Source organism: Phenylobacterium sp. J426 (assembly GCF_024699945.1).
GTDB lineage: Bacteria > Pseudomonadota > Alphaproteobacteria > Caulobacterales > Caulobacteraceae > Phenylobacterium.
The window spans coordinates 698,163-717,396 of the sequence record NZ_JAJOMY010000001.1 but is presented as its reverse complement, the minus strand read 5'-3'; the positions used below and the strand labels follow the sequence as shown (position 1 = coordinate 717,396).

General features: G+C 69.8%; 19 protein-coding genes and 1 pseudogene. 9 read left to right on the top strand and 11 right to left on the bottom strand.

From position 1 onward, the window contains the following. Positions 1-55 precede the first annotated feature (55 nt). Genes pstC through purD form a run of 6 tightly spaced genes read left to right on the top strand, consistent with a single transcriptional unit; the run spans position 56 to position 6,386 of the window. Positions 56-1,501: a phosphate ABC transporter permease subunit PstC gene (pstC, locus tag LRS10_RS03745; RefSeq protein ID WP_257836077.1), complete on the top strand. Its 1,446-nt coding sequence runs from the start codon at positions 56-58 to the stop codon at positions 1,499-1,501. Then, the gene (gene pstA, locus LRS10_RS03740) at positions 1,494-2,795 is read left to right on the top strand and encodes a phosphate ABC transporter permease PstA (RefSeq protein WP_257836076.1); all 1,302 of its coding nucleotides are present in this window, start codon (positions 1,494-1,496) and stop codon (positions 2,793-2,795) included. Before pstC ends, pstA begins: the two co-directional genes overlap by 8 nt. Positions 2,796-2,830: 35 nt before the next feature. Continuing rightward, on the top strand, positions 2,831-3,667 hold the full coding sequence (gene pstB / locus LRS10_RS03735) for a phosphate ABC transporter ATP-binding protein PstB (RefSeq protein WP_257836075.1): 837 nt from the start codon (positions 2,831-2,833) through the stop codon (positions 3,665-3,667). 10 nt (positions 3,668-3,677) lie between these two features. Further along, positions 3,678-4,385 (top strand): phosphate signaling complex protein PhoU, encoded by a 708-nt coding sequence (gene phoU, locus LRS10_RS03730; RefSeq protein WP_257836074.1) that lies wholly within the window; start codon positions 3,678-3,680, stop codon positions 4,383-4,385. Continuing rightward, a complete protein-coding gene (phoB, locus tag LRS10_RS03725; RefSeq protein WP_257836073.1) occupies positions 4,382-5,071 on the top strand; it encodes a phosphate regulon transcriptional regulator PhoB in 690 nt (229 codons plus the stop codon). The genes phoU and phoB overlap by 4 nt, the downstream gene beginning before the upstream one ends. A 43-nt stretch (positions 5,072-5,114) precedes the next feature. Further along, positions 5,115-6,386, top strand: coding sequence for a phosphoribosylamine--glycine ligase (gene purD, locus LRS10_RS03720; RefSeq protein ID WP_257836072.1), 1,272 nt, complete (start codon positions 5,115-5,117; stop codon positions 6,384-6,386). Here purD and LRS10_RS03715 read toward each other — a convergent pair. Further along, positions 6,383-6,829: an SRPBCC domain-containing protein gene (locus LRS10_RS03715; protein WP_257836071.1), complete on the bottom strand. Its 447-nt coding sequence runs from the start codon at positions 6,827-6,829 to the stop codon at positions 6,383-6,385. The two genes, purD and LRS10_RS03715, sit on opposite strands and share 4 nt — an antisense overlap. Before the next feature lie 113 nt (positions 6,830-6,942). On the opposite strand from LRS10_RS03715, the gene LRS10_RS03710 reads away from it, so the two are divergent. After that, a complete protein-coding gene (locus LRS10_RS03710) occupies positions 6,943-8,025 on the top strand; it encodes a phosphotransferase family protein (RefSeq protein ID WP_257836070.1) in 1,083 nt (360 codons plus the stop codon). Here the strand turns inward: LRS10_RS03710 and lpxK are convergent. The 5 genes from lpxK to LRS10_RS03685 are packed head-to-tail and all read right to left on the bottom strand — an operon-like array spanning position 8,022 to position 13,747. Further along, on the bottom strand, positions 8,022-9,008 hold the full coding sequence (gene lpxK, locus LRS10_RS03705) for a tetraacyldisaccharide 4'-kinase (protein WP_257836069.1): 987 nt from the start codon (positions 9,006-9,008) through the stop codon (positions 8,022-8,024). The two genes, LRS10_RS03710 and lpxK, sit on opposite strands and share 4 nt — an antisense overlap. Further along, on the bottom strand, positions 9,005-10,237 hold the full coding sequence (locus LRS10_RS03700; protein WP_257836068.1) for a 3-deoxy-D-manno-octulosonic acid transferase: 1,233 nt from the start codon (positions 10,235-10,237) through the stop codon (positions 9,005-9,007). Before LRS10_RS03700 ends, lpxK begins: the two co-directional genes overlap by 4 nt. After that, a complete protein-coding gene (locus tag LRS10_RS03695; protein ID WP_257836067.1) occupies positions 10,234-11,226 on the bottom strand; it encodes a cation diffusion facilitator family transporter in 993 nt (330 codons plus the stop codon). The genes LRS10_RS03700 and LRS10_RS03695 overlap by 4 nt, the downstream gene beginning before the upstream one ends. A gap of 32 nt (positions 11,227-11,258) precedes the next feature. After that, a complete protein-coding gene (locus LRS10_RS03690; RefSeq protein WP_257836066.1) occupies positions 11,259-11,981 on the bottom strand; it encodes a lysophospholipid acyltransferase family protein in 723 nt (240 codons plus the stop codon). Further along, positions 11,978-13,747, bottom strand: coding sequence for an ABC transporter ATP-binding protein (locus LRS10_RS03685; protein WP_257836065.1), 1,770 nt, complete (start codon positions 13,745-13,747; stop codon positions 11,978-11,980). The genes LRS10_RS03690 and LRS10_RS03685 overlap by 4 nt, the downstream gene beginning before the upstream one ends. Positions 13,748-13,828: 81 nt before the next feature. Here LRS10_RS03685 and LRS10_RS03680 point away from each other — a divergent pair, with 81 nt between their 5' ends. Together LRS10_RS03680 and LRS10_RS03675 are read left to right on the top strand one after the other, a co-directional pair. Beyond that, positions 13,829-14,512 carry a protein tyrosine phosphatase gene (locus tag LRS10_RS03680; RefSeq protein ID WP_257836064.1) on the top strand — a complete coding sequence of 228 codons (684 nt, stop codon included), beginning with the start codon at positions 13,829-13,831 and terminating at the stop codon, positions 14,510-14,512. A 71-nt stretch (positions 14,513-14,583) separates the two neighbouring features. Next, on the top strand, positions 14,584-14,799 hold the full coding sequence (locus LRS10_RS03675) for a hypothetical protein (protein ID WP_257836063.1): 216 nt from the start codon (positions 14,584-14,586) through the stop codon (positions 14,797-14,799). On the opposite strand, the gene LRS10_RS03670 is transcribed toward LRS10_RS03675, so the two are convergent. The 5 genes and pseudogenes from LRS10_RS03670 to LRS10_RS03650 form a co-directional block, all read right to left on the bottom strand. Beyond that, a complete protein-coding gene (locus LRS10_RS03670) occupies positions 14,800-15,033 on the bottom strand; it encodes a DUF4170 domain-containing protein (RefSeq protein ID WP_257836062.1) in 234 nt (77 codons plus the stop codon). A gap of 33 nt (positions 15,034-15,066) precedes the next feature. After that, entirely contained in the window at positions 15,067-15,849 is a 783-nt protein-coding gene (locus LRS10_RS03665) for a 3'(2'),5'-bisphosphate nucleotidase CysQ (protein WP_257839076.1), read from the bottom strand. 2 nt (positions 15,850-15,851) lie between these two features. After that, positions 15,852-17,183 carry a TldD/PmbA family protein gene (locus LRS10_RS03660; protein ID WP_257836061.1) on the bottom strand — a complete coding sequence of 444 codons (1,332 nt, stop codon included), beginning with the start codon at positions 17,181-17,183 and terminating at the stop codon, positions 15,852-15,854. Between the two features lie 37 nt (positions 17,184-17,220). Then, the gene (locus LRS10_RS03655; protein WP_257836060.1) at positions 17,221-17,622 is read right to left on the bottom strand and encodes an MAPEG family protein; all 402 of its coding nucleotides are present in this window, start codon (positions 17,620-17,622) and stop codon (positions 17,221-17,223) included. A 56-nt stretch (positions 17,623-17,678) separates the two neighbouring features. Then, positions 17,679-19,206: pseudogene (locus LRS10_RS03650) on the bottom strand (UbiD family decarboxylase). Between the last annotated feature and the right edge of the window lie 28 nt (positions 19,207-19,234).

Below are 19,234 nucleotides of genomic sequence, written 5' to 3'. Positions count from 1 at the left end.
TCGGCGCTAGAGATCCTGCTCCAACCTCCGCCCCTCAGGGCGCCGGAACCAAGCCATGATCAGCTGGGCCGTCCTGGCGGCGCTCGTCCTCTTCTCCGCGGTGACCTACGCCCTGGGCCGGCGCAAGCTGACGGCCCAGGCGGCGGGGCAGGGGCGTGACCGCGCCCACTCCCGACCGGGCTATCACGGCGCGTATGTGATGCTGTGGGTGGCCGTGCCCGCCGCCGCGGTTCTGCTGCTGCACGGCGCGTTCGGCGGACGCATCGCCGCCGCCGCTGTGCAGGCGGAAAAGCCGGCCGCGGTCGCGGCGCTGACGCCGCAGCAGCGGATGGTGTTCTACGACGACGTCCAATCGACTGTCGTCGGGCGGACGCCCAGCGAGATCATCTATGCGCCCGACGTGCGTGAGGCCCTCGACGCAGAGGCGCGCGAGGCCGTTCGCATCGAAATGGGCCTGCGCCTGGCGGCCGTGGCGGCCGCCCTCGTGCTTGCCGTGGCGGGCTTCGTCTTCTCCTACCGGCGCGTCCGGCCGGAGTTCCGCGCTCGCCAACACGTCGAGGGCTGGACCGCGGTCCTGCTGTTCGCCTGCTCGGCCGCCGCGATCCTGACGACAGTCGGTATCGTCGCCTCGCTGGCCTTCGAGAGCTTCCGCTTCTTCCAGGCGGTGCCGCCGCATCAATTTCTGTTCGGCCTCGACTGGGATCCGCAGATCGCCATGCGGTCGGACCAGTTCGCGACCTCGGGGGCGTTCGGCGCCGTGCCGCTGTTCGTCGGCACCTTCCTGATCATGCTGATCGCCATGGTCGTGGCGGCGCCCATCGGTCTGCTGTCAGCCATCTACCTCGCCGAGTACGCAAGCCGGCCGACCCGGGCGGTGGTGAAGCCGCTGCTCGAGGTGCTGGCCGGCGTACCGACCGTCGTCTACGGCTTCTTTGCGGCCCTGACGGTCGGCCCCCTGTTCCGCTCCACCTTCAACGCCATCGGCGCGCAACTGCTGGGCGGTCCCTTCCACGAGCTCGGCCTCTACCTCAGCCAGGTGCAGAACCAGATGGCGCTCGTCGCCGGCGCGGTGATGGGGATCATGCTGATCCCCTTCGTCTCCTCGCTGTCGGACGACATCATCAACGCCGTGCCTCAGTCGCTGCGCGACGGGAGCCTGGCCATGGGCGCCACGCCGTCGGAGACGATCAAGAAGGTGGTCATGCCTGCGGCCTTGCCGGGCATCGTAGCGGCGCTGCTGCTGGCGGTCTCGCGGGCCATCGGCGAGACCATGATCGTCACCATGGCCGCCGGGCTGCAGGCCAAGACCACCCTGAATCCGCTGGACACCGTGACAACGGTGACCGTGCAGATCGTCACCCTGCTCACCGGGGACCAGGAGTTCGACAGCCCCAAGACGCTGTCGGCGTTCGGCCTTGGCCTCACCCTGTTCGTCATCACCCTGATCCTGAACGTGATCGCGCTTCGGATCGTGCAGAAGTACCGGGAACAGTATGACTGACGCGGCCCTCCCTCCGGCGGGCGCCCAGCCCGCCCTGCAGCGGTCGGCCATCGAGGCTCGGCTGAAGGCGCGCCGTGCGCGCGAGGCGCGCTTCCGCTGGTATGGGCGGCTGGCGATCACCGCGGCCCTGCTCTTCCTGGCCGTCCTGCTCGGCCGGATCGTCAGCCAGGGCTACACCACCTTCGTCGACTATCGGATGAGCGTCCCGGTCTATCTGGATCCCGCCAGGATCGATCCGACGGACCCGACGGGCGCGAACTACGATCTGATGGTCGCCGACGCCGTGCTCGCAAAGCTGGGCGAGACCGACGACGCCCTCGGAACGACGTCCGGCAAGCTGATGGCGCTGCTGTCGACCGACCTCGGCTTCCAGCTTCTGGACAAGGTGCGGGCCGATCCCCGCCTGATCGGCCAGACCGTCACCGTGACCGGCCCTGTCCGGGCCGACGCTTCGCTCTACTTCAAGGGGCTGGTGGACGCCTCGGCGGCCGAAACCGACCGCAAGCTCGACGACCGTCAGATCGCCTGGCTGGAGAAGCTGCGGTCGCTCGGCATGGTTTCCTCCGGCTTCAACACCAGCTTCCTGACGCGGTCCGACTCCACCGAGCCCGAGCAGGCCGGCGTCCTGGGTGCGGTGGTGGGCTCGGCGCTCATGCTGCTCGTCACGGGGCTGTTGTCGGTGCCCATCGGCGTCCTGGCGGCGGTCTATCTCGAGGAGTTCGCACCGAAGAACCGCTGGACGAGCATCATCGAGGTGAACATCAACAACCTCGCGGCCGTGCCCTCCATCGTCTACGGGCTGCTGGGCCTGGCGGTGTTCATCAACTGGCTGGCCGTGCCGCGCTCCTCGCCGCTGGTCGGCGGCCTGGTGCTGGCGCTCATGAGCCTGCCGACCGTGATCATCGCCACCCGTTCGGCGCTGAAGGCCGTGCCGCCCTCGATCCGCGAGGCCGCGCTGGGCGTGGGCGCCTCCCGGACCCAGACCGTGTTCCACCACGTGCTGCCGCTGGCGATGCCGGGCGTGATGACTGGCGCGATCCTGTCGCTGGCCCATGCGCTGGGCGAAACCGCGCCGCTGCTGATGGTGGGAATGGTCTCGTTCGTACCCGGCGTTCCGGCCGGCTTCACCGAGAGCGCGACCGTCCTGCCCGTCCAGGTGTTCATCTGGGAAAACGCGTCGGAGCGCGCATTCCACGAACGGACGGCGGCCGCCATCATGGTGCTGCTCGTCTTCATGATCGTCATGAACCTCGCCGCGATCCTGCTGCGGCGTCGGTTCGAGCGGCGGTGGTAGCCGTGTCCATCCGTCGCCCCATCTCGAGGTCCAACATGCTCAGCCAACCCGAAGGCTCGAAGGACGGCCCGGTCCACATCGAGCTGCGCCCGCAGTCGGCGCACGCGGTCGATGCGCCAGCCAAGCTGCGCGCCCGCGACGTCAACGTCTTTTACGGCGACAAGCAGGCGCTGTTCGACGCCTCGCTCGACGTGCCCGAGAAGGCTGTCACGGCCCTGATCGGCCCCTCCGGCTGCGGGAAGTCCACCTTCCTGCGTTGCATCAACCGCATGAACGACACCATCGCCACCGCCCGGGTCACCGGCCGGATCGAGTTGGACGGCGAGGACGTCAACGACCGCAGCATCGACCCCGTCTTGCTGCGCGCCCGGGTGGGCATGGTGTTCCAGAAGCCGAACCCGTTCCCGAAGAGCATCTTCGAGAACGTCGCCTACGGTCCGCGCATCCACGGCATCGCCACGGGGAAGCGCGAGCTGGAGCACGTCGTCGAAACGTCGCTGAAGCGGGCCGGCCTCTGGAACGAGGTGGCCGATCGCCTGCAGGCGCCGGGCACCAGCCTGTCGGGCGGCCAGCAGCAACGCCTGGTGATCGCCCGCGCCATCGCCGTGAACCCCGAGGTGATCCTGATGGACGAGCCCTGCTCGGCGCTCGATCCCATCGCCACGGCGCGCGTCGAGGAACTGATCGACGAGCTTCGCGAGGAGTACTGCATCGTCATCGTCACCCACTCGATGGCGCAGGCCGCGCGGGTCTCGCAGAAGACCGCCTTCTTCCACCTGGGCAAGCTGATCGAGTCCGGCAACACGGACGAGATCTTCACCAACCCGCGGGACACGCGGACCCAGGACTACATCACCGGCCGGTTCGGGTGAGATGGCTCCGATGAACGAACACATCGTCAAATCGTACGAAGACGAGCTGAACGCGCTTACCGCCGAGACCGTCCGCATGGGCGGCCTGGCCGAGGCGGCGGTGGCCGACTGCCTGCAGGCGGTGGTCAGGCGCGACGAGGACCTGGCCGTGGCCGTCGTCGCGCGTGACGAGCGGTTGGACGTGGCCGAGCGGGACATCGAGCGGCGGGCGATCCGGCTGATCGCGCTGCGCCAGCCGATGGCCAACGATCTGCGCAAGACGGTGGCGGCGATGAAGATCGCCAACAACCTCGAGCGGATCGGCGACCTGGCCAAGAACATCTCCAAGCGCACCCTGGTGATCCTCGAAGAGGAGCCGATGACGCCGCTCACCCGCTCCATCGAGCGGATGGGCAAGCTGGTGCTGAACCGCCTCACGGCGGTGCTCGACGCCTACAGCCGCTCGGACATGGAGCGTGCGCTGTCGGTCTGGTCGCAGGACGACGAGGTCGACGAGCACTACAACAGCCTCTTCCGCGAACTGCTCACCTACATGATGGGCGATCCGCGCACGATCACCGCCTGCACGCACATGCTGTTCGCGGCGAAGAACCTCGAACGCATCGGCGACCACGCGACCAACATCGCCGAGCTCATCCACTACGAGATCACGGGCGAGGACACGATCTCCGGCGCCCGGCCCAAGACCGACGCACTCGAAGGAGGTTCCGCGCCGTGACGCCCCGCATTCTCGTGGTCGAGGACGAGGACAGCCTCGCCACGCTGCTGCAGTACAACCTCGAGAAGGAAGGCTACGAGGTCACGCTCGCCGGCGACGGCGAGGAGGCTCTGCTCCAGATCCAGGAGCGGCTGCCCGACCTGGTGGTGCTCGACTGGATGCTGCCCAAGGTCTCCGGGATCGAGGTCTGCCGCCGCATTCGCCAGCGCGCCGAGAGCCGCAATGTGCCGATCATCATGCTGACGGCGCGTGGCGAAGAGACGGACCGGATCCGCGGCCTGGACACCGGCGCCGACGACTATGTGGTGAAGCCCTTCGCGATGAGCGAACTGGCCGCGCGGATCCGAGCCGTGCTGCGTCGTCTGCGCCCCGGGCTCGCCGAGGATCGGGTCCGTTGCGGCGACATCGTCATCGACCGGGTCGCCCACCGCGTGAAGCGCGACGGGTCCGAGGTTCACCTGGGGCCGACCGAGTTCCGGTTGCTGGACCACTTCATGCAGCATCCCGGCCGGGTGTTCAGCCGCGAGCAGTTGCTGGACGCCGTCTGGGGCTCCGACGTCTATGTCGAGGCCCGCACCGTCGACGTTCACATCGGCCGGCTGCGCAAGGCGTTGAACGCCTCGGCGGGCGGCGATCCGATCCGCACCGTCCGCTCGGCCGGCTACGCGCTGGACCTCGAAGCCTAAAGCGGCTTGACCGCGAGGGGGCCGCCCGCCAAAGCGGCCCCCCATGAACATCCTTCTCGTCGGCTCCGGCGGCCGTGAGCATGCTCTCGCCTGGAAGATCGCGGCCTCGCCGCTCGTCACCCGGCTGGTGGCGGCGCCGGGCAATCCCGGCATGGCGGCCCAGGCCGAGCTGCGCGCGGTCTCGGCGACAGACGTCGATGGCCTGGTGGCGCTGGCCAGGGAGATCGCGGCGGACCTGGTGGTGATCGGACCCGAATCCGCCGTGGACGCGGGCCTCGGCGACGCCCTTGAGGCCGCCGGGATCCCCTGCTTCGGTCCCAGCGCCGCCGCGGGTCAGCTGGAGAGCTCGAAGGCCTTCACCAAGGCGTTTTGCGACCGCCACGGCCTGCCTACGTCGGCCTACGCGGTTTGCGAGAGCGCGGACGAGGCCAAGGCCGCGTTGGACCGCTTCGAAGCCCCCTACGTAATCAAGGCCGACGGCCTGGCGGCCGGCAAGGGCGTGGTGATCGCGCACGAGCGCGCCGAAGCGGAGGCGGCCATAGACGACGCTTTCGGCGGCCGCTTCGGCGCGGCCGGCGCCCGCGTGGTCCTGGAAGAGTTCCTGGACGGCGAGATCGGCTCCCTGTTCGCCCTCTGCGACGGCGAGACCTCGATGCTGTTCGGCTGGGCGCAGGATCACAAGCGCGCCTTCGACGGCGAGCAGGGGCCGAACACCGGCGGCATGGGCGCCTATTCGCCGGCGCCGGTCTTCACGCCCGAGCTGGTGGAGCAGATCCGCACGCGATTGGTGGAGCCGGCCTTCGCCGGGATCGCGGCCGACGGTTCGCCGTACCGCGGCGTCCTCTTCGTGGAACTGATGGCGACCAGGACTGGCCCCAAGCTCGTGGAGTTCAACGTCCGTTTTGGCGATCCCGAGTGCCAGGTGCTGATGCTGCGTCTCGAGAGCGACCTCGTGCCCTATCTCCAGGCCTGCGCGAAAGGGACGCTGCACGAAATGCCGGCGCCGAAGTGGCGTGACGAGCCGGCGGTCTGTGTCGTGCTGGCCGCGAAGGGCTATCCCGGCACGCCCGTCGCCGGCGGCGTGATTCGCGGTCTGGACAGCGACCTCGCCGAGGCCGCCGTCGTCTTCCACGCCGGCACGCGGCGCGAGGCCGACGGAAGCCTGCGCGCCGCAGGCGGCCGCGTGCTGAACGTCTGCGCCCGCGGGCCGGACCTTAAGACCGCGCTGGATCGCGCGTACGCCGCCGTCGACAAGATCGATTTCCCCGACGGGTTCTGCCGCCGTGACATCGGCTGGCGCGCCCTGGCCCGCTAGCCCTCCACCAGCGCCTTGAGGGTCGGCAGAACCTCCTCCGACCAGGCTTCGCCGATAGCCAGGAGCGCGGCCTCCATGTCGGCGGGGTCGACGTCGTCCTCGTAGGCTTCCCAGCCCTCGTGGGTCAGGCGCACGTGGGTGCCGCCATGGATCGGCGTCAGGGCGATGGCGACGTCGGTCGCCGGGCGGCCGGGATACATCCAAGAGAACCGTAGCCGACGGTTCGGATCGATCACCTCGAGCCGGCAGGGGATCGCGCCCGCCAGGTCGTCGGTCTCGCGCCTCCGGCGGCTGGGTTGCATCACGAAGGTTTGCCCGACCTTGAGCCGGAAGCCGAAGGCGCCCAGCCAGCGCCAGGCCAGGGCGGTGTCGGTCATCACCTGCCAGACGCGCTCGGGTGGCCCCTCGATCTCGATGATGGCCTCGATGTCGGCGCTCGCCATGGGCCTCCCGCAAACCTGCTTCCCATCGCAAGGTCAAGTCCGCCCTTCTCGCCTTGCTCCCCCAAGGGACCGGTCGCTACAAGGGTTCAAACAATTGTACGAAGGGGAACGCCATGGCCGTCACCGCCGACGTCGCCGCCGAGCAGGAGCGCGAAAAGGCCAACACCGGCACGGAAGCCGTTCCCGAGGCCCAGCAGTTCGACCAGGCGTCGCTGGAGCGATGGCTGCAGGCCAATGTAGCCGGCTACGAAGGCCCGCTGGAGCTCCGCAAGTTCAAGGGCGGCCAGTCCAATCCGACGTACCAGCTCATCACGCCGGCCAAGAAGTACGTCCTGCGCCGCAAGCCGCCAGGCAAGCTGCTGCCCTCGGCGCATGCGGTGGACCGCGAGTACAAGGTGATTTCCGCCCTTGGGCCGACCGGCTTCCCGGTCGCCAGGACCTATGGGCTCTGTACCGACGATGGCGTCATCGGCACCTGGTTCTACGTCATGGACTGCGTCGAGGGCCGGGTGCTCTGGGACCAGACCCTGCCGGCCTACACGCCCGCCGAGCGCCGGGCGATCTTCGAGGCGAAGATCAACACGCTGGCCGACCTCCACAACACCGACTACGTCGCCATCGGCCTGGAGGATTTCGGTAAGCCGGGCAACTACATGGCCCGCCAGGTCGACCGGTGGACCAAGCAGTACAAGGCGTCCGAAGACCGCGAGATCCCCGAGATGGAGCGGCTCATCGCCTGGCTGCCGGCGACCGTGCCCAACCAGGAGCGCACCTCGATCGTCCACGGGGACTACCGTCTGGACAACATGATCTTTCACCCGACCGAGCCGCGCGTCGCCGCCGTGCTCGACTGGGAGCTCGCCACGCTGGGCGAGCCGCTGGCCGACTTCGCCTACCTGCTTATGAACTGGGTGAACGGCACGGTCTCGCAGCTGCCGGACCTGAAGGCCCACGGCATCCCGACTATCGAAGAGGCGGTGGAGCTCTACTGCGCGCGCACCGGCCGTTCGGGGCTGCCCGATCTCAACTGGTTCTTCGCCTACAACACCTTCCGGCTGGCGGGGATCATCCAGGGCATCCTGGGCCGGGTTCGAGACGGCACCGCCAACCACCCCGACGCCGCCAACATGGGGCCGCGCGTCCAGGCGCTGGCCGAAACCAGCTGGGCCTTCGCGCAGAAGGCGGGTGCGAGCTAGAGGGCGGCGAGCAGGCGGTCCAGGGCCGCCTCATCGTCAAACACGACGCGAACCGGCCAGGGCTTCACTCGGGGCCGCCACTCCGGCGGCAGGCGAACCCAATCCTTTTCGGTGGTGACCAGGCCGGCGTTGAACTGCGCCGCGCGGTCGGCCAGCAGTTTCAGCGTCGCCGCGTCATAGGCGAAGTGGTCGGGGAACGGGGCGAAGTCCGCCAGGTCTGCGCCGGCGGCCTGCAGCGCCCGCTCGAACTTCCAGGGCTTGCCGATCCCGGCGAAGCCCACGACAGGGCCTGGCGGCGGCGGGGCCGCCGGCTGCAGCCGGGCGACCAGGACGGGCGTCTCCGCCAGGGCCTGCAACAGTTCAGGGTCGGGGGCGTCGAGATCCGCCGGCAGCAGGACGATGGCCGCGTCGGCCCGGGCGAGTCCCGCCTGCAGCGGTTCGCGCATGGGTCCGGCGGGGAAGACCCGGCCGTCGCCGAAAGGCCACTCGCCGTTCCGGGTCTCGCCGTCCACGACGACCAGCGACAGGGTCTTCCTAAGAGACGGGTTCTGGTGGCCGTCATCCATGACGATGACGCGGGCGCCGGCCGCCGCCGCTGCTCTCGCGCCGGCAGGCCGGTCCCGCGACACCCAGACGGGCAAGTCGGTGGCCAGCATCAGCGGCTCGTCGCCGACATCGGCGGCATTGTGCCGGGTGGAATCCACCCGCAGCGGTCCGGCTTCCCGGCCGCCGTAGCCACGCGTCAGCACGTGGCCGCTCACCCGGCGAGCGATCTCGCGTGCGACCGGCGTCTTGCCGGCGCCGCCCATGGTGAGGTTGCCGATACAGATCACGGGCGCGCCGGGATCGGACGGCGTCGTCTTGGCGATCTTCCGTGCCGTGACACCGGCCCAGATCCATGACAGCGGCGTGAGCAGGCGGCGGGTCATCGGCATGACACGGCGGTCGCGGCTGTACCACCAGCGGGGCGTGGCGAGCTTCATGGCAGCAGGGGCTCGAGGGCGGCCATCGCGCGGTCAAGCTGGGCGCCTTGACGGCGGGCATAGGCCAGCGCCGCCTCCGCCAGCCGCTCTCGCGCCGGCGGAACATCGAGCAGCGCCTCGACCACCCTCCGAAGCTCGGCGGCGTCCGCGACCTGCACCGCCGCGCGCTCGGACGTCATCTCCGCATAGAGGTCTGCGGCGTTGAACACGTGGGGCCCCGTGACGATCGCCGCGCCGCAGCGGGCGGGCTCCAGCGGGTTATGCCCGCCGACACCTTGGACGAAGGCGCCACCCATGATGGTCACGTCGGCCAGGCGAAAGAACAGCCCGAGTTCGCCCAGGGTGTCGGCGAGGTAGATCCGGGTCCCACCGGTCGGCAGTGTTCCGGCGCTGCGGCGTGGAGCGCCGAACTCGGCCGCCAACGCTGCGCCTCGCTCCGGGTGGCGTGGAGCGAGGATCAGCAGCGCGTCGAGGCCCGCCAGTGCGTCGACGATCAGCCGCTCCTCGCCCGGATGGGTGCTGGCGGCGAGGACGATGCGCCGTCCTTCCAGACCATCGCGCAGCCGCGTCAGTTCGGGCGGGTGCGCCGCCAGCGCTTGACCCAGGCGCTTCAGGTTCAGCGGCTCGCCGAGCTGGGCCCCCAGGGCCGACAGGCGCTCGGCGGTGGCGGCGTCCTGCGCCATCACGAGATCGAAGGCGGACAGCAGTGCTCGCGCCGCGCCAGGCGCGCGCCTCCAGCCGCGGGCGCTGGCCTCGGTCATCCGAGCCGACAGCAGCGCGAGTTTCACGCCGCGTCGGCGAGCGGCGGTGATGAGGTTGGGCCAGAGCTCGCTCTCGACGAAAATGGCCGCCTCCGGCCTCCAGTGGTCGAGGAAGCGGCCGACGGCGCCTGGGGCGTCCACCGGCGCATACTGGTGGATCACCCCTGCGGGCAGGCGTTTGGCCAGGACCTGGGCTGAGGTGACCGTTCCGGACGTGACCAGGATCGAGACGCCGGGACGCGCCGCCTGCAGCGCCTCGACGAGCGGCAGCAGCGAGACGCTCTCGCCGACGCTGACGCCGTGCAGCCAGACGAGCGGACCTGGCGGCCGTGGTCGCGACGTTCGCCCCAGCCGCTCGCCGAGGCGGGCAGGCTCTTCCTTGCCGCGCCGGGCGCGCGCCTTCAGAGCGAGAGGCGCGAAGGGCTCGAACAGCCCCGTCAGCGCGCCGTAGAGCGCGAGCGCGATCACACCACCTCGGCGGGCCGCAGCCGACAGACGTGGGCGGCGTCTGTCTCCACCTGGACGGTGGCGTGGATGATGTTGAATCTCCGCTCCAGACCTTCGCAGACGGCGTGCAGGAAGCCGTCACTGTCGGCGTTCTCCGGCCGGCAGACATGCGCGGTCAGCGCCGTCTCGGTCGTGCTCATGGCCCAGATGTGCAGGTCGTGTACCTCGGCGACCCCCGGCTGGGCCGCCAGCCAGCGGCGGACCTCTTCGACGTCGATGCCGCGCGGGGCCGCATCCAGGGCCAGATCGGCGGAATCCCGCAGCAGCCCCCAAGTCCCGACCACGATGACCGCGGCGATCAGCAGGCTGAGTACGGGGTCGATCCACAGCAGGCCCGTCTGCGCCATGGCGAACGCGCCCACCACCACGGCCAGGGAGACGGCCGCGTCGGCCGCCATGTGCAGGAAGGCGCCCCGCACGTTCAGGTCGGAGTGGCTGCCGCGCATGAAGAAGGCGGCGGTGATGCCGTTGATCACGACGCCGAGCCCCGCCACCAGCATGACGATCTGCGCCTCGACGCTCGCTGGCTCGCGCAGGCGGTGCGCGGCTTCCGAAACGATGGCTCCCACCGCCACCAGCAGCAGCACGGCGTTGGCGAGCGACGCAAGGATGGTCGCCTTTCGCAGGCCGTAGGTGCGGCGGCCGGACGGCGCCCGCTTCGCCAGCACGGTCGCGCCCCAGGCCATGACCAGCGACAACACGTCGGACAGGTTGTGGCCGGCGTCGGCCAGCAGGGCCAGAGAGCCGGTCCACAGGCCGGCGGCGACCTCCGCCACCACGAAGGCGATGTTGAGGGCGATGCCGATGGCGAACGCCCGGCCCATGTCGGTCGGCGCATGATGATGATGATGATGGCGCCCGAAGCCATGGGCGTGGCCGTGACCATGATGGTCATGATCGGGCTGATCATGCCCGTGGTCATGGTGGTGGTGCGAGTGGGCGTGCGCCATAGGAGCCTATGTCCCGCGAACCGGGTGCGGGATCAATGCGACCCGGACGACGCGCGGCGTCGGACCAGGCCCTCGGCCCTCCGGGTCGCGGCGGAGAGACGGGCCGACCAATCCGCGATCAGGCCGGCGATATCGGCCTCGCCGGCGTCATGGGGAACGTAGAGCGGACCTTCCCAGACCACGGCGCCGCGGCCGAAGGGGGCGGCGAACATCACCTTGTCCCAGGTATCCTGAAGCTGCCAGGCGGGGTTCGCCGCGATGCCCATCAGGAACACCGGCTGGCCCGACCGGCGGGCGATCTGCAGCGCGCCGGCCTGGATAATCTCGTTTGGGCCGCGCGGGCCGTCCGGCGTGACCACCAGCGCGCCGCCGCCGGCGACCCAGCCGGTCGCGTCGCGGATCGCCGCCACCGCCTGGCGCGCCTTGGCCGAGTCGCCCTTCTTCGCCGAGGAGACGCGGATCGCCGGGAAGCCGGACATCTGCAGCGCCTGAGCGATGAACTCGCCATCCGCCGAGGGAGAAACCAGGCAGCGCGTGCGCTTCCGCCACCACTGCGGGGCCGTGGCCAGGCACAAGGGAATGCGGCCGTGCCAGAACAGGGCTATGGCCCCTGTGGCGTCGTCGGCGAGCACCGGCTCGACGCAGTCGACGTTCTCGTGCCGCCAGCGGACCGTGCGCAGCACGACCCGAAGATAAGTCCCCAGCAGCCAGCCCAGGAAGCCCTGGACGCCGTCGCTCCGCAGCAGCTTCTTCAAGCGGGTTCGGCCTCGAGATGCTGGCTCTTGGCGAGCCGAGCATAGAGGCCGCGCTTCTTCACCAGGCTCGTGTGGTCGCCGGTCTCGACGATGCGTCCCCTGTCGATGACATAGATGCGGTCGGCGCCCCGCACCGTCGACAGGCGGTGGGCGATCAGCATGGTCGTGCGTCCGGTCATCAGCCGCGACAGCGCCGCCTGCACCTGGGCCTCGCTCTCCGTGTCCAGGGCGCTGGTCGCCTCGTCCAGCAGCAGGATCGGGGCGTCCTTCAGGAAGGCGCGGGCGATGGCGATGCGCTGCCGCTGGCCGCCCGACAGACGCGCGCCGGCCTCACCCACCGTCGTCGCGTAGCCGTGCGGCAAGGCCAGAATGAAGTCGTGCGCCGCCGCCGCCCGCGCCGCGGCTTCGATCTCGTGTTCGCTCGCGTCGGGGCGGGCGTAGCAGATGTTGGCGCGGATGGTGTCGTCGAACAGGAACGGCTCCTGGGTGACGAGGGCGATCTGATCGCGCAGTGAGGCGAGGGTGACGTCGCGCACGTCGTGGCCGTCGATGCTCACCCGCCCCGAGGTGGCGTCGTAGAAGCGCGGGATCAGGTTGAGGATGGTGCTCTTGCCGCCGCCCGACGGCCCGACCAGGGCCACGGTCTCGCCGCGTCGGGCTTCCAGGGTGACGCCGCTCAGCGTCGGCGCGCCGTCGCGGCCGTAGCTGAAGCCGACATCCTCGAACCGTACCGTGGCCTCGCCGCGCGGCAGCGGCCGGGCGCCCGCCTTCTCGCGAACCTCGGGTTCGACATCGAGCGCCGCGAAGAGACGCCGCGCCGCCGACATGCCCTCGGCGAACACGGTCTGGAGGTTGGCGAGCTGGCGCAGCGACTGCGAAGCCACGCCCAGCGCGGCGATGAACGCCACGAAGGCGCCGACCGTCATGCCGCCCTGCTGGGAGCGCCAGCCGGCGTAAGCGATCACCGCCGCGGTGATCAGCGTCATGAGCAGCTCGGTGGACGGGGCGGCGCGGGCGCGGGCGTCGGCGCCCTTGGTGAGGTGCTTCTGCCGCCGACGGACGACGTCGCCGACTCGTTGCTCCTCGTAAGCCTCGCGGTTCTCCAGCTTGACCACGCGGACGCCGTCGAGGCTCTCCATGATGGCCGTCGAGAGGGCGGAGGTCTCGGCCATGGCGCCCTTGGCCGCCTTGGTGGTCCGTTTGGCGAAGCGGCGCATGATCAGGCTGGCCAGCGGCAGGGCGACGATCAGCAGCAGCGAGAGGTTGCGGTCGTTCGAGATCATCACCGTGATCGCGCCGATCACGATCAGCAGATGCTGGGTGTAGTTGATCACGCCGGCCGTCGCCGCCTCGCGGATCAGGCCGGCGTCGTACAGCACCGAGGAAACGTAGGAGCCGGAGTGGGCGCTGCGCAGCCGCGCCAGGTCGGCGCGCACCAGCTTGCCGAACAGCTGCACCTGGATGTCGCCCACGACCGCGTTGCCGATCCGGTTCACCAGCGTCGCCTGGACGACCTGCGACAGAGCCCGGAGCACGGCGTAGACGGCGATCGTCACCGGCAGGACCACCAGGGCGCCCGGCTTGTGGTTGACCATCAGATCGTTGGTGGCCGGCTCGAGGATCTGCACGAGCCGGGTCGTGAACCAGGCCGCGGCGATCCCCGCCACGAGGGCGCCCGTCCAGGCCATCCAGCGGGGCGCGAGATAAGCCCTGGCCACCCGCGCGATCAGGTCGCGGCCAGATAGCTCGGGCGGGCTGTCGCTCATGGGCCTGGGGTCGGACGTTGGGGCGGCGAAGTCAAGCGCGGGCGGCTTCCTCTGGCGGGCTCTTCGCCCTACTTAGCGGCCATGAACGAACAGCCGGTCCGGAACGACTTCGACCTCAGCACGCCGGGCGGGCGGGTGAAGGCCTATCTGGACTACCTCTGGAAGGACCACGCCTACCTGCGGCTGGGCTTTTCCAACGCCCACTGGATCTCGGAGGAGCTGGTTCGGACCAACCAGCCCTGGCCCCACCAGCTGGCGCTATGGAAGGCGCGCGGCATCAAGACGGTGATCAACCTGCGGGGTGGCTTCGACGCCAGCTTCCACGCCCTGGAGAAAGACGCCTGCGATCGGCTGGGGCTGACGATGGTCGACTTCACCATCACCTCGCGTGAGGTGCCCAGCGTCCAGCGCGTGCTCGGCGCCAAGCGGCTGTTCGAGACGATCGAGTATCCCGCCCTGATGCACTGCAAGTCCGGCGCGGACCGTGCCGGCATCATGAGCGTGCTCTACATGCACTTCCGGAAGGGCAAGACCATCCGCGAGGCGATGGACCAGCTCCATCTGCGCTACCTGCACATCAAGCAGGGCAAGACCGGCGTGCTGGACTACACCTTCGAGCGCTATCTCGAGGAAGGCGAGCCCGCGGGCATGAGCTTTCTCGAATGGGTGCAGAGCCCGATGTACGACCCGCCCGGCATGAAGGCGAAGTTCCGCAGCCAGATGATCGGGTCGCTCGTAACCGAGCGGCTCCTGCGGCGCGAATAGTCGCAGTTTCAGGCCCCCCGAAAGTGACCTTTGTAACAGACGGCTCGCCCCTCGCGTGCCAAGGTGCACGCATGGAGGAAGGGCTGACCCTCATCGCGGCGGAAGAATACTGCACCCTGCTGTGCGTCAGGGCGGACGGTATCGCGCCGGTGGTCGATCTGGCCCCCTGGACCGAACTGGAACATCTCCAAGGGCGCGCCGAGCGGCTGCTGCGGGAGCATCAGAGCTGTGATGCGGTCGAGCTCTGGCGCGGCGGCGCCCTCGTCGACCGCATCGTCCGGAGCTGACTACTCGCCCGCGGCGGGGGACAGCAGCTTGTGGGCGTGGATCACGAAATAGCGCATGTGCGCGTTGTCCACGGTCTCCTGCGCCTTGGCGCGCCATGCGCGGACGGCTTCGTCGTAGGACGGGAAGGCGCCCACGAGGTCGACCTTGGACAGGTCGCGGAATTCCGGCGGACCGTTCAGGGACTTCAGCTCGCCGCCGATGACGAGGTGAAGGAGCTGTTGGCTGTCAGGCATGGTGATCTGCAAACGCTTTCGTAGCGGAAGGGGTCAGTTTCCGCTGCGGATATGCCGGACCCGGTCCAGGATCAATGGGGTGAGGCCCGGGGCGGCGCAGACGAGGCTCGCCTGCACCGGCTTCGGGCGGTTGTAGCGGAACGTCCGGCCGTGGTGGTCGCCGACGAACGCACCGGCTTCGCTGGCGATCAGATCGGCGGCCGCCAGGTCCCAGTCGTGCTTCGCCACCGGAGCCACGGCGGCGTCGAACGATCCGGCGGCCACAAGGCACATGCGGTAGGCGGTGGAGTTGCGGGGCTCCACCCGCATCTCCGGCCATGGCACCGGCCAACTCGGATGGCGGAACATGTTTGGGTCGCCGGCCATGCGGCAGGCTTCCAGCGTACTTGCGTCGCCGGCCCGGATCGGCCGCCCGTCCAGGGTGGCGCCCTGGCCCGCCTGCGCGGCGTAGGTCTCGCCGACTTCCGGCGCGAAGACGACCCCCGCCACCGGCCGCTCGCCGTCGACCACCGCGATCGACACCGCCCACCAGGGCCGGTCGTTGAGGAAGGCTCGGGTGCCGTCGATCGGGTCGACCACGAAGATCCGCCGCTGGGCGAGCCGCGCGGGGTCGTCGGCCGTTTCCTCCGACAGCCAGCCGTAGTTCGGCCGGGCGGTCAGCAGCCGCGCCTTCAGCAGCCGGTCCGCGGCGAGGTCGGCGTTGGTGACCGGCGAATTGCCGGCCTTGTATTCGATCTCGAGCCCCTGCCGGCGCAGCCGCCCGGCCAGTTCACCCGCCTCGCGGGCCGCATCCAGCAGGAGGTCCAGGTCGTGCAGCGTCAGCGCCCCGCGATGGCCAGGTTGTCGACCAGCAGCGACGGTGCGTTCGACGCGCCGCGGAACTCCAGGTCCGAACCCGGCACGAGCCGCCCATAGACGTCGAGCAGGTTGCCGGCCACGGTAATCTCGTTGACGGGATAGGCGATCTCCCCGTTCTCGAACCAGAAGCCCGAGCACCCCACCGACCAGTCGCCGGTGTTGCCGTTCAGCGACGGGCCGAACATCGAGGTCACCAGGAGGCCCGAGCCTGCGTCCTTCATCAGGCCGTTCAGGTCCTTGTCGCCGGGTTGCAGGGTCAGGTTGCTCGGCGAGACGCCCGACGGGCCGGCAAGCCCACGCGAGGCGTGGCCGGTGGTCTTGAGGCCCAGTTGGCGCGCCGAGGACGTGTTGAGCAGCCAGGTGGTGAGGACGCCGGCGTCGACCAGTTCGCGGCGCTCGTTGCGGACGCCCTCGTCATCGAAGGGCGAGGAGCCCAGGCCCCGGCGCTTGTGCGGATCGTCGGTGATGGTGATGCGCTCGGCGAACACCTGCTGGCCCAGCTTGTCCTTCAGGAACGAGGTGCCGCGGGCGATGGCGGGGCCGGAGATGGCGCCGATCAGCGGGCTCATCAGCGAGGCGGCCAGCCGGTTCTCGAAGATCACGGGGGCGGTCGTCGAGGCGATCTTGCGGGCGCCCAGCCGCGCCGCGGCCCGGCGGCCCGCCTCGGCGCCGAGGCTCTCCGGCGGCGGCAGGTCGGACTCCCATCGGGCCGAGCGGCCGTCGTAGCCCGTCTCCATGCCGCCCTCGTCCCCCGCGATCGCCGACGCGCCGATCGAGAAGCCGGAGGCGCGGTGTACGCCCGTGAAGCCGTCGCTGGTCACCAGCACCCAGCGCGACGACGACCACGACCCGCTGGCTCCGTCGGAGTTGGTCACCTTGGGCTGGGCGCGGGCGGCGGCCTCCGCGATGCGGGCGCGCTCCTCCAGGGCCTCGGGCGTGGGTTCGGTCGGGTCGTAGAGGTCGAGTTCGGGAAGGTCACCACGGGCCAGGGCGTCGGGGTCGGCCAGGCTGGCGTAGGGATCCTCGGGCGCGAGCCTGGCCATGGCGACGGCGCGCTCGACCAGCTTTGCCCGGGCCTCTGACGAGATGTCCGACCCGGAGACGGTCGCCTGTCGGCGGCCCACGAAGACGCGTAGGCCGAGGTCGCGGGATTCCTCGCGCTCGACCTCCTCGAGTTCCCCTTCCCGGACATTGACGGAGAGGCTGCGCCGTTCGGCGCCCACGGCTTCGGCCGCGTCGGCCCCCGCCTTGAGCGCAGCGGCCACGACGTCGTTCAGCAGGTTTTCGTCCATCCTGGCCATATGGCCGACCGGGCGCGCCGGAACAAGCTTACGGGATGGCGTAGAAAAGCAGCGCCGCGCCGACCGCCACGTAGGCGATCCAGGTGGCGAGCGTTCCCAGAGCCCGCGGCAGCGTCGCTCCACCGCTTCGCGAAATGCCGACGGCGTGCATCACCCGCCCGACGAACAGCACGAGGCCGATCGGATGGATCAGGAGCGGCGGCGCGCCGGCCAGTGCGAGGATGGCGAGCCCGATCAGCGCCGGCGGAACGTATTCGCTCGCGTTGCCGAACGCGCGGATCGCCTGCTCCAACGCCGGCACGCCGCCGTCTCCCAGGGAGACGTGGTGCTTTCGCCGCTGGCGGGTGACCAGCACCGACAGCACCAGCAGCAGGAAGATGTGCAGACCGGCCCAGAGGGCGGCCGCGTGGGCGGATGCGGCGATGTCCATGGGCGTCCCTCCCCCAAAGGCTCAGTTGCCGCCGCTTCGAGAAGCGGCGCAACCGCTTAGTCGACCGGCGTGCCGTCGCCGGGGAGTCCGAGCCTGGCCCACTTCGCGGTGACGGTGTCGATCACCGCCTGGTCCATGAACAGCTTCTCGCCCCACTCGCGATGGGTCTCGGGCGGCCACTTGTTGGTGGCGTCGAGGCCGATCTTGGAGCCCAGGCCGCTCTGGGGACTGGCGAAGTCCAGGTAGTCGATCGGCGTGTTCTCGACGACGGTGATGTCACGGGCCGGGTCCATGCGGGTCGAGACGGCCCACATGACGTCCTTCCAATCGCGGGCGTCGATGTCGTCGTCCACGACGATCACCCACTTCGTGTACATGAATTGCCGAAGGTAGCTCCAGACCCCCCATCATCACGCGCTTGGCGTGTCCCGGGTACGCCTTCTTCATCGACACGACGGCGATGCGGTAGCTGCAGCCCTCGGGCGGCAGCCAGAAGTCGACGATTTCCGGGAACTGCTGTCGGATCAGCGGGATGAAGACCTCGTTCAGCGCCTCGCCCAGCACGCTGGGCTCGTCCGGCGGCCGGCCGGTGAAGGTCGTCAGGTAGATCGGGTCCTTGCGCATGGTGACCGCCGTCACCTCGAACACCGGGAAGCGCTCGACCGAATTGTAGTAGCCGGTGTGGTCGCCGTAGGGGCCTTCGTCGGCGTACTCGTCCAGGTGCACGTGGCCCTCGAGAACGATCTCCGCCTGGGCCGGGACCATCAGCGGCACGGTCTTGGCCGGAACGAGGTCGAGCTTCGCGCCGCGCATCAGGCCCGCGAACTGGTACTCCGACAAGGTGTCCGGCACCGGCGTCACAGCGGCCAGGATCGTCCCGGGGTCGGCCCCGATCACCGCACAGGCCGGCAGCGGGTCGCGCTTGCCCGCGCCCTTCCAGCGGCGGTGGTGCTGGGCCCCGCCACGATGCGCCAGCCAGCGCATGATCGTCCTGTTCTTCCCCAGCACCTGCATGCGGTAGATGCCGAGGTTGTAGTCGTCTTCGCGGTCTTCGGACGGGCCCTTGGTGACCACCAGCGGCCAGGTGATCAGCGGCGCGGGCTCGCCCGGCCAGCAGGTCTGGATCGGCAGCTTCGTGAGGTCGACCTGGTCGCCCTTCAGCACCACGTCCTGCACGGGGCCCGATTTCCGCACCTGCGGCCGCATTCCCATCACCGTCTTGGCGAGCGGCAGCATGTCCCACGCGTCCTTGAGGCCGCGCGGCGGCTCCGGCTGGCGCAGGAACGCCAGCAGCTCGCCCACCTCGCGCAGTTCGTCGGCCGTGGTGCGTTCCTTGCCTTCGAGGGTCACGCCCATGGCGACCCGCTTCACCGTCCCGAACAGGTTGATGAGGGCCGGCATCGACGAGCGCTCGCCGTCGGCTCGGATCACGTTCTCGAACAACACGGCGGGCCCGCCGGTGGCCAGGAGGCGGCGCTGGATCTCGGTCATTTCCAGCACGGAGGACACCGGCTCCGTCACGCGGACCAGCTCGCCCGCGGCCTCCAGCTTCGTCAGGAACTCGCGCAGCGATCGGTAAGCCATGAGCGGCGATTTACCCGGCGGGCTCCCC

Excerpts from the sequence above, each read along its gene's own strand:
- LRS10_RS03670 (WP_257836062.1), bottom strand. The coding sequence starts at position 15,033 with ATGCCTGACAGCCAACAGCTCCTTCACCTCGTCATCGGCGGCGAGCTG.
- lpxK (WP_257836069.1), bottom strand. The coding sequence starts at position 9,008 with ATGAAGCTCGCCACGCCCCGCTGGTGGTACAGCCGCGACCGCCGTGTC.
- phoU (WP_257836074.1), top strand. The coding sequence starts at position 3,678 with ATGAACGAACACATCGTCAAATCGTACGAAGACGAGCTGAACGCGCTT.
- LRS10_RS03655 (WP_257836060.1), bottom strand. The coding sequence starts at position 17,622 with ATGGACATCGCCGCATCCGCCCACGCGGCCGCCCTCTGGGCCGGTCTG.
- LRS10_RS03695 (WP_257836067.1), bottom strand. The coding sequence starts at position 11,226 with ATGGCGCACGCCCACTCGCACCACCACCATGACCACGGGCATGATCAG.
- LRS10_RS03710 (WP_257836070.1), top strand. The coding sequence starts at position 6,943 with ATGGCCGTCACCGCCGACGTCGCCGCCGAGCAGGAGCGCGAAAAGGCC.
- pstA (WP_257836076.1), top strand. The coding sequence starts at position 1,494 with ATGACTGACGCGGCCCTCCCTCCGGCGGGCGCCCAGCCCGCCCTGCAG.
- LRS10_RS03715 (WP_257836071.1), bottom strand. The coding sequence starts at position 6,829 with ATGGCGAGCGCCGACATCGAGGCCATCATCGAGATCGAGGGGCCACCC.
- LRS10_RS03680 (WP_257836064.1), top strand. The coding sequence starts at position 13,829 with ATGAACGAACAGCCGGTCCGGAACGACTTCGACCTCAGCACGCCGGGC.
- LRS10_RS03675 (WP_257836063.1), top strand. The coding sequence starts at position 14,584 with ATGGAGGAAGGGCTGACCCTCATCGCGGCGGAAGAATACTGCACCCTG.
- LRS10_RS03685 (WP_257836065.1), bottom strand. The coding sequence starts at position 13,747 with ATGAGCGACAGCCCGCCCGAGCTATCTGGCCGCGACCTGATCGCGCGG.
- pstC (WP_257836077.1), top strand. The coding sequence starts at position 56 with ATGATCAGCTGGGCCGTCCTGGCGGCGCTCGTCCTCTTCTCCGCGGTG.
- pstB (WP_257836075.1), top strand. The coding sequence starts at position 2,831 with ATGCTCAGCCAACCCGAAGGCTCGAAGGACGGCCCGGTCCACATCGAG.
- LRS10_RS03660 (WP_257836061.1), bottom strand. The coding sequence starts at position 17,183 with ATGGACGAAAACCTGCTGAACGACGTCGTGGCCGCTGCGCTCAAGGCG.
- purD (WP_257836072.1), top strand. The coding sequence starts at position 5,115 with ATGAACATCCTTCTCGTCGGCTCCGGCGGCCGTGAGCATGCTCTCGCC.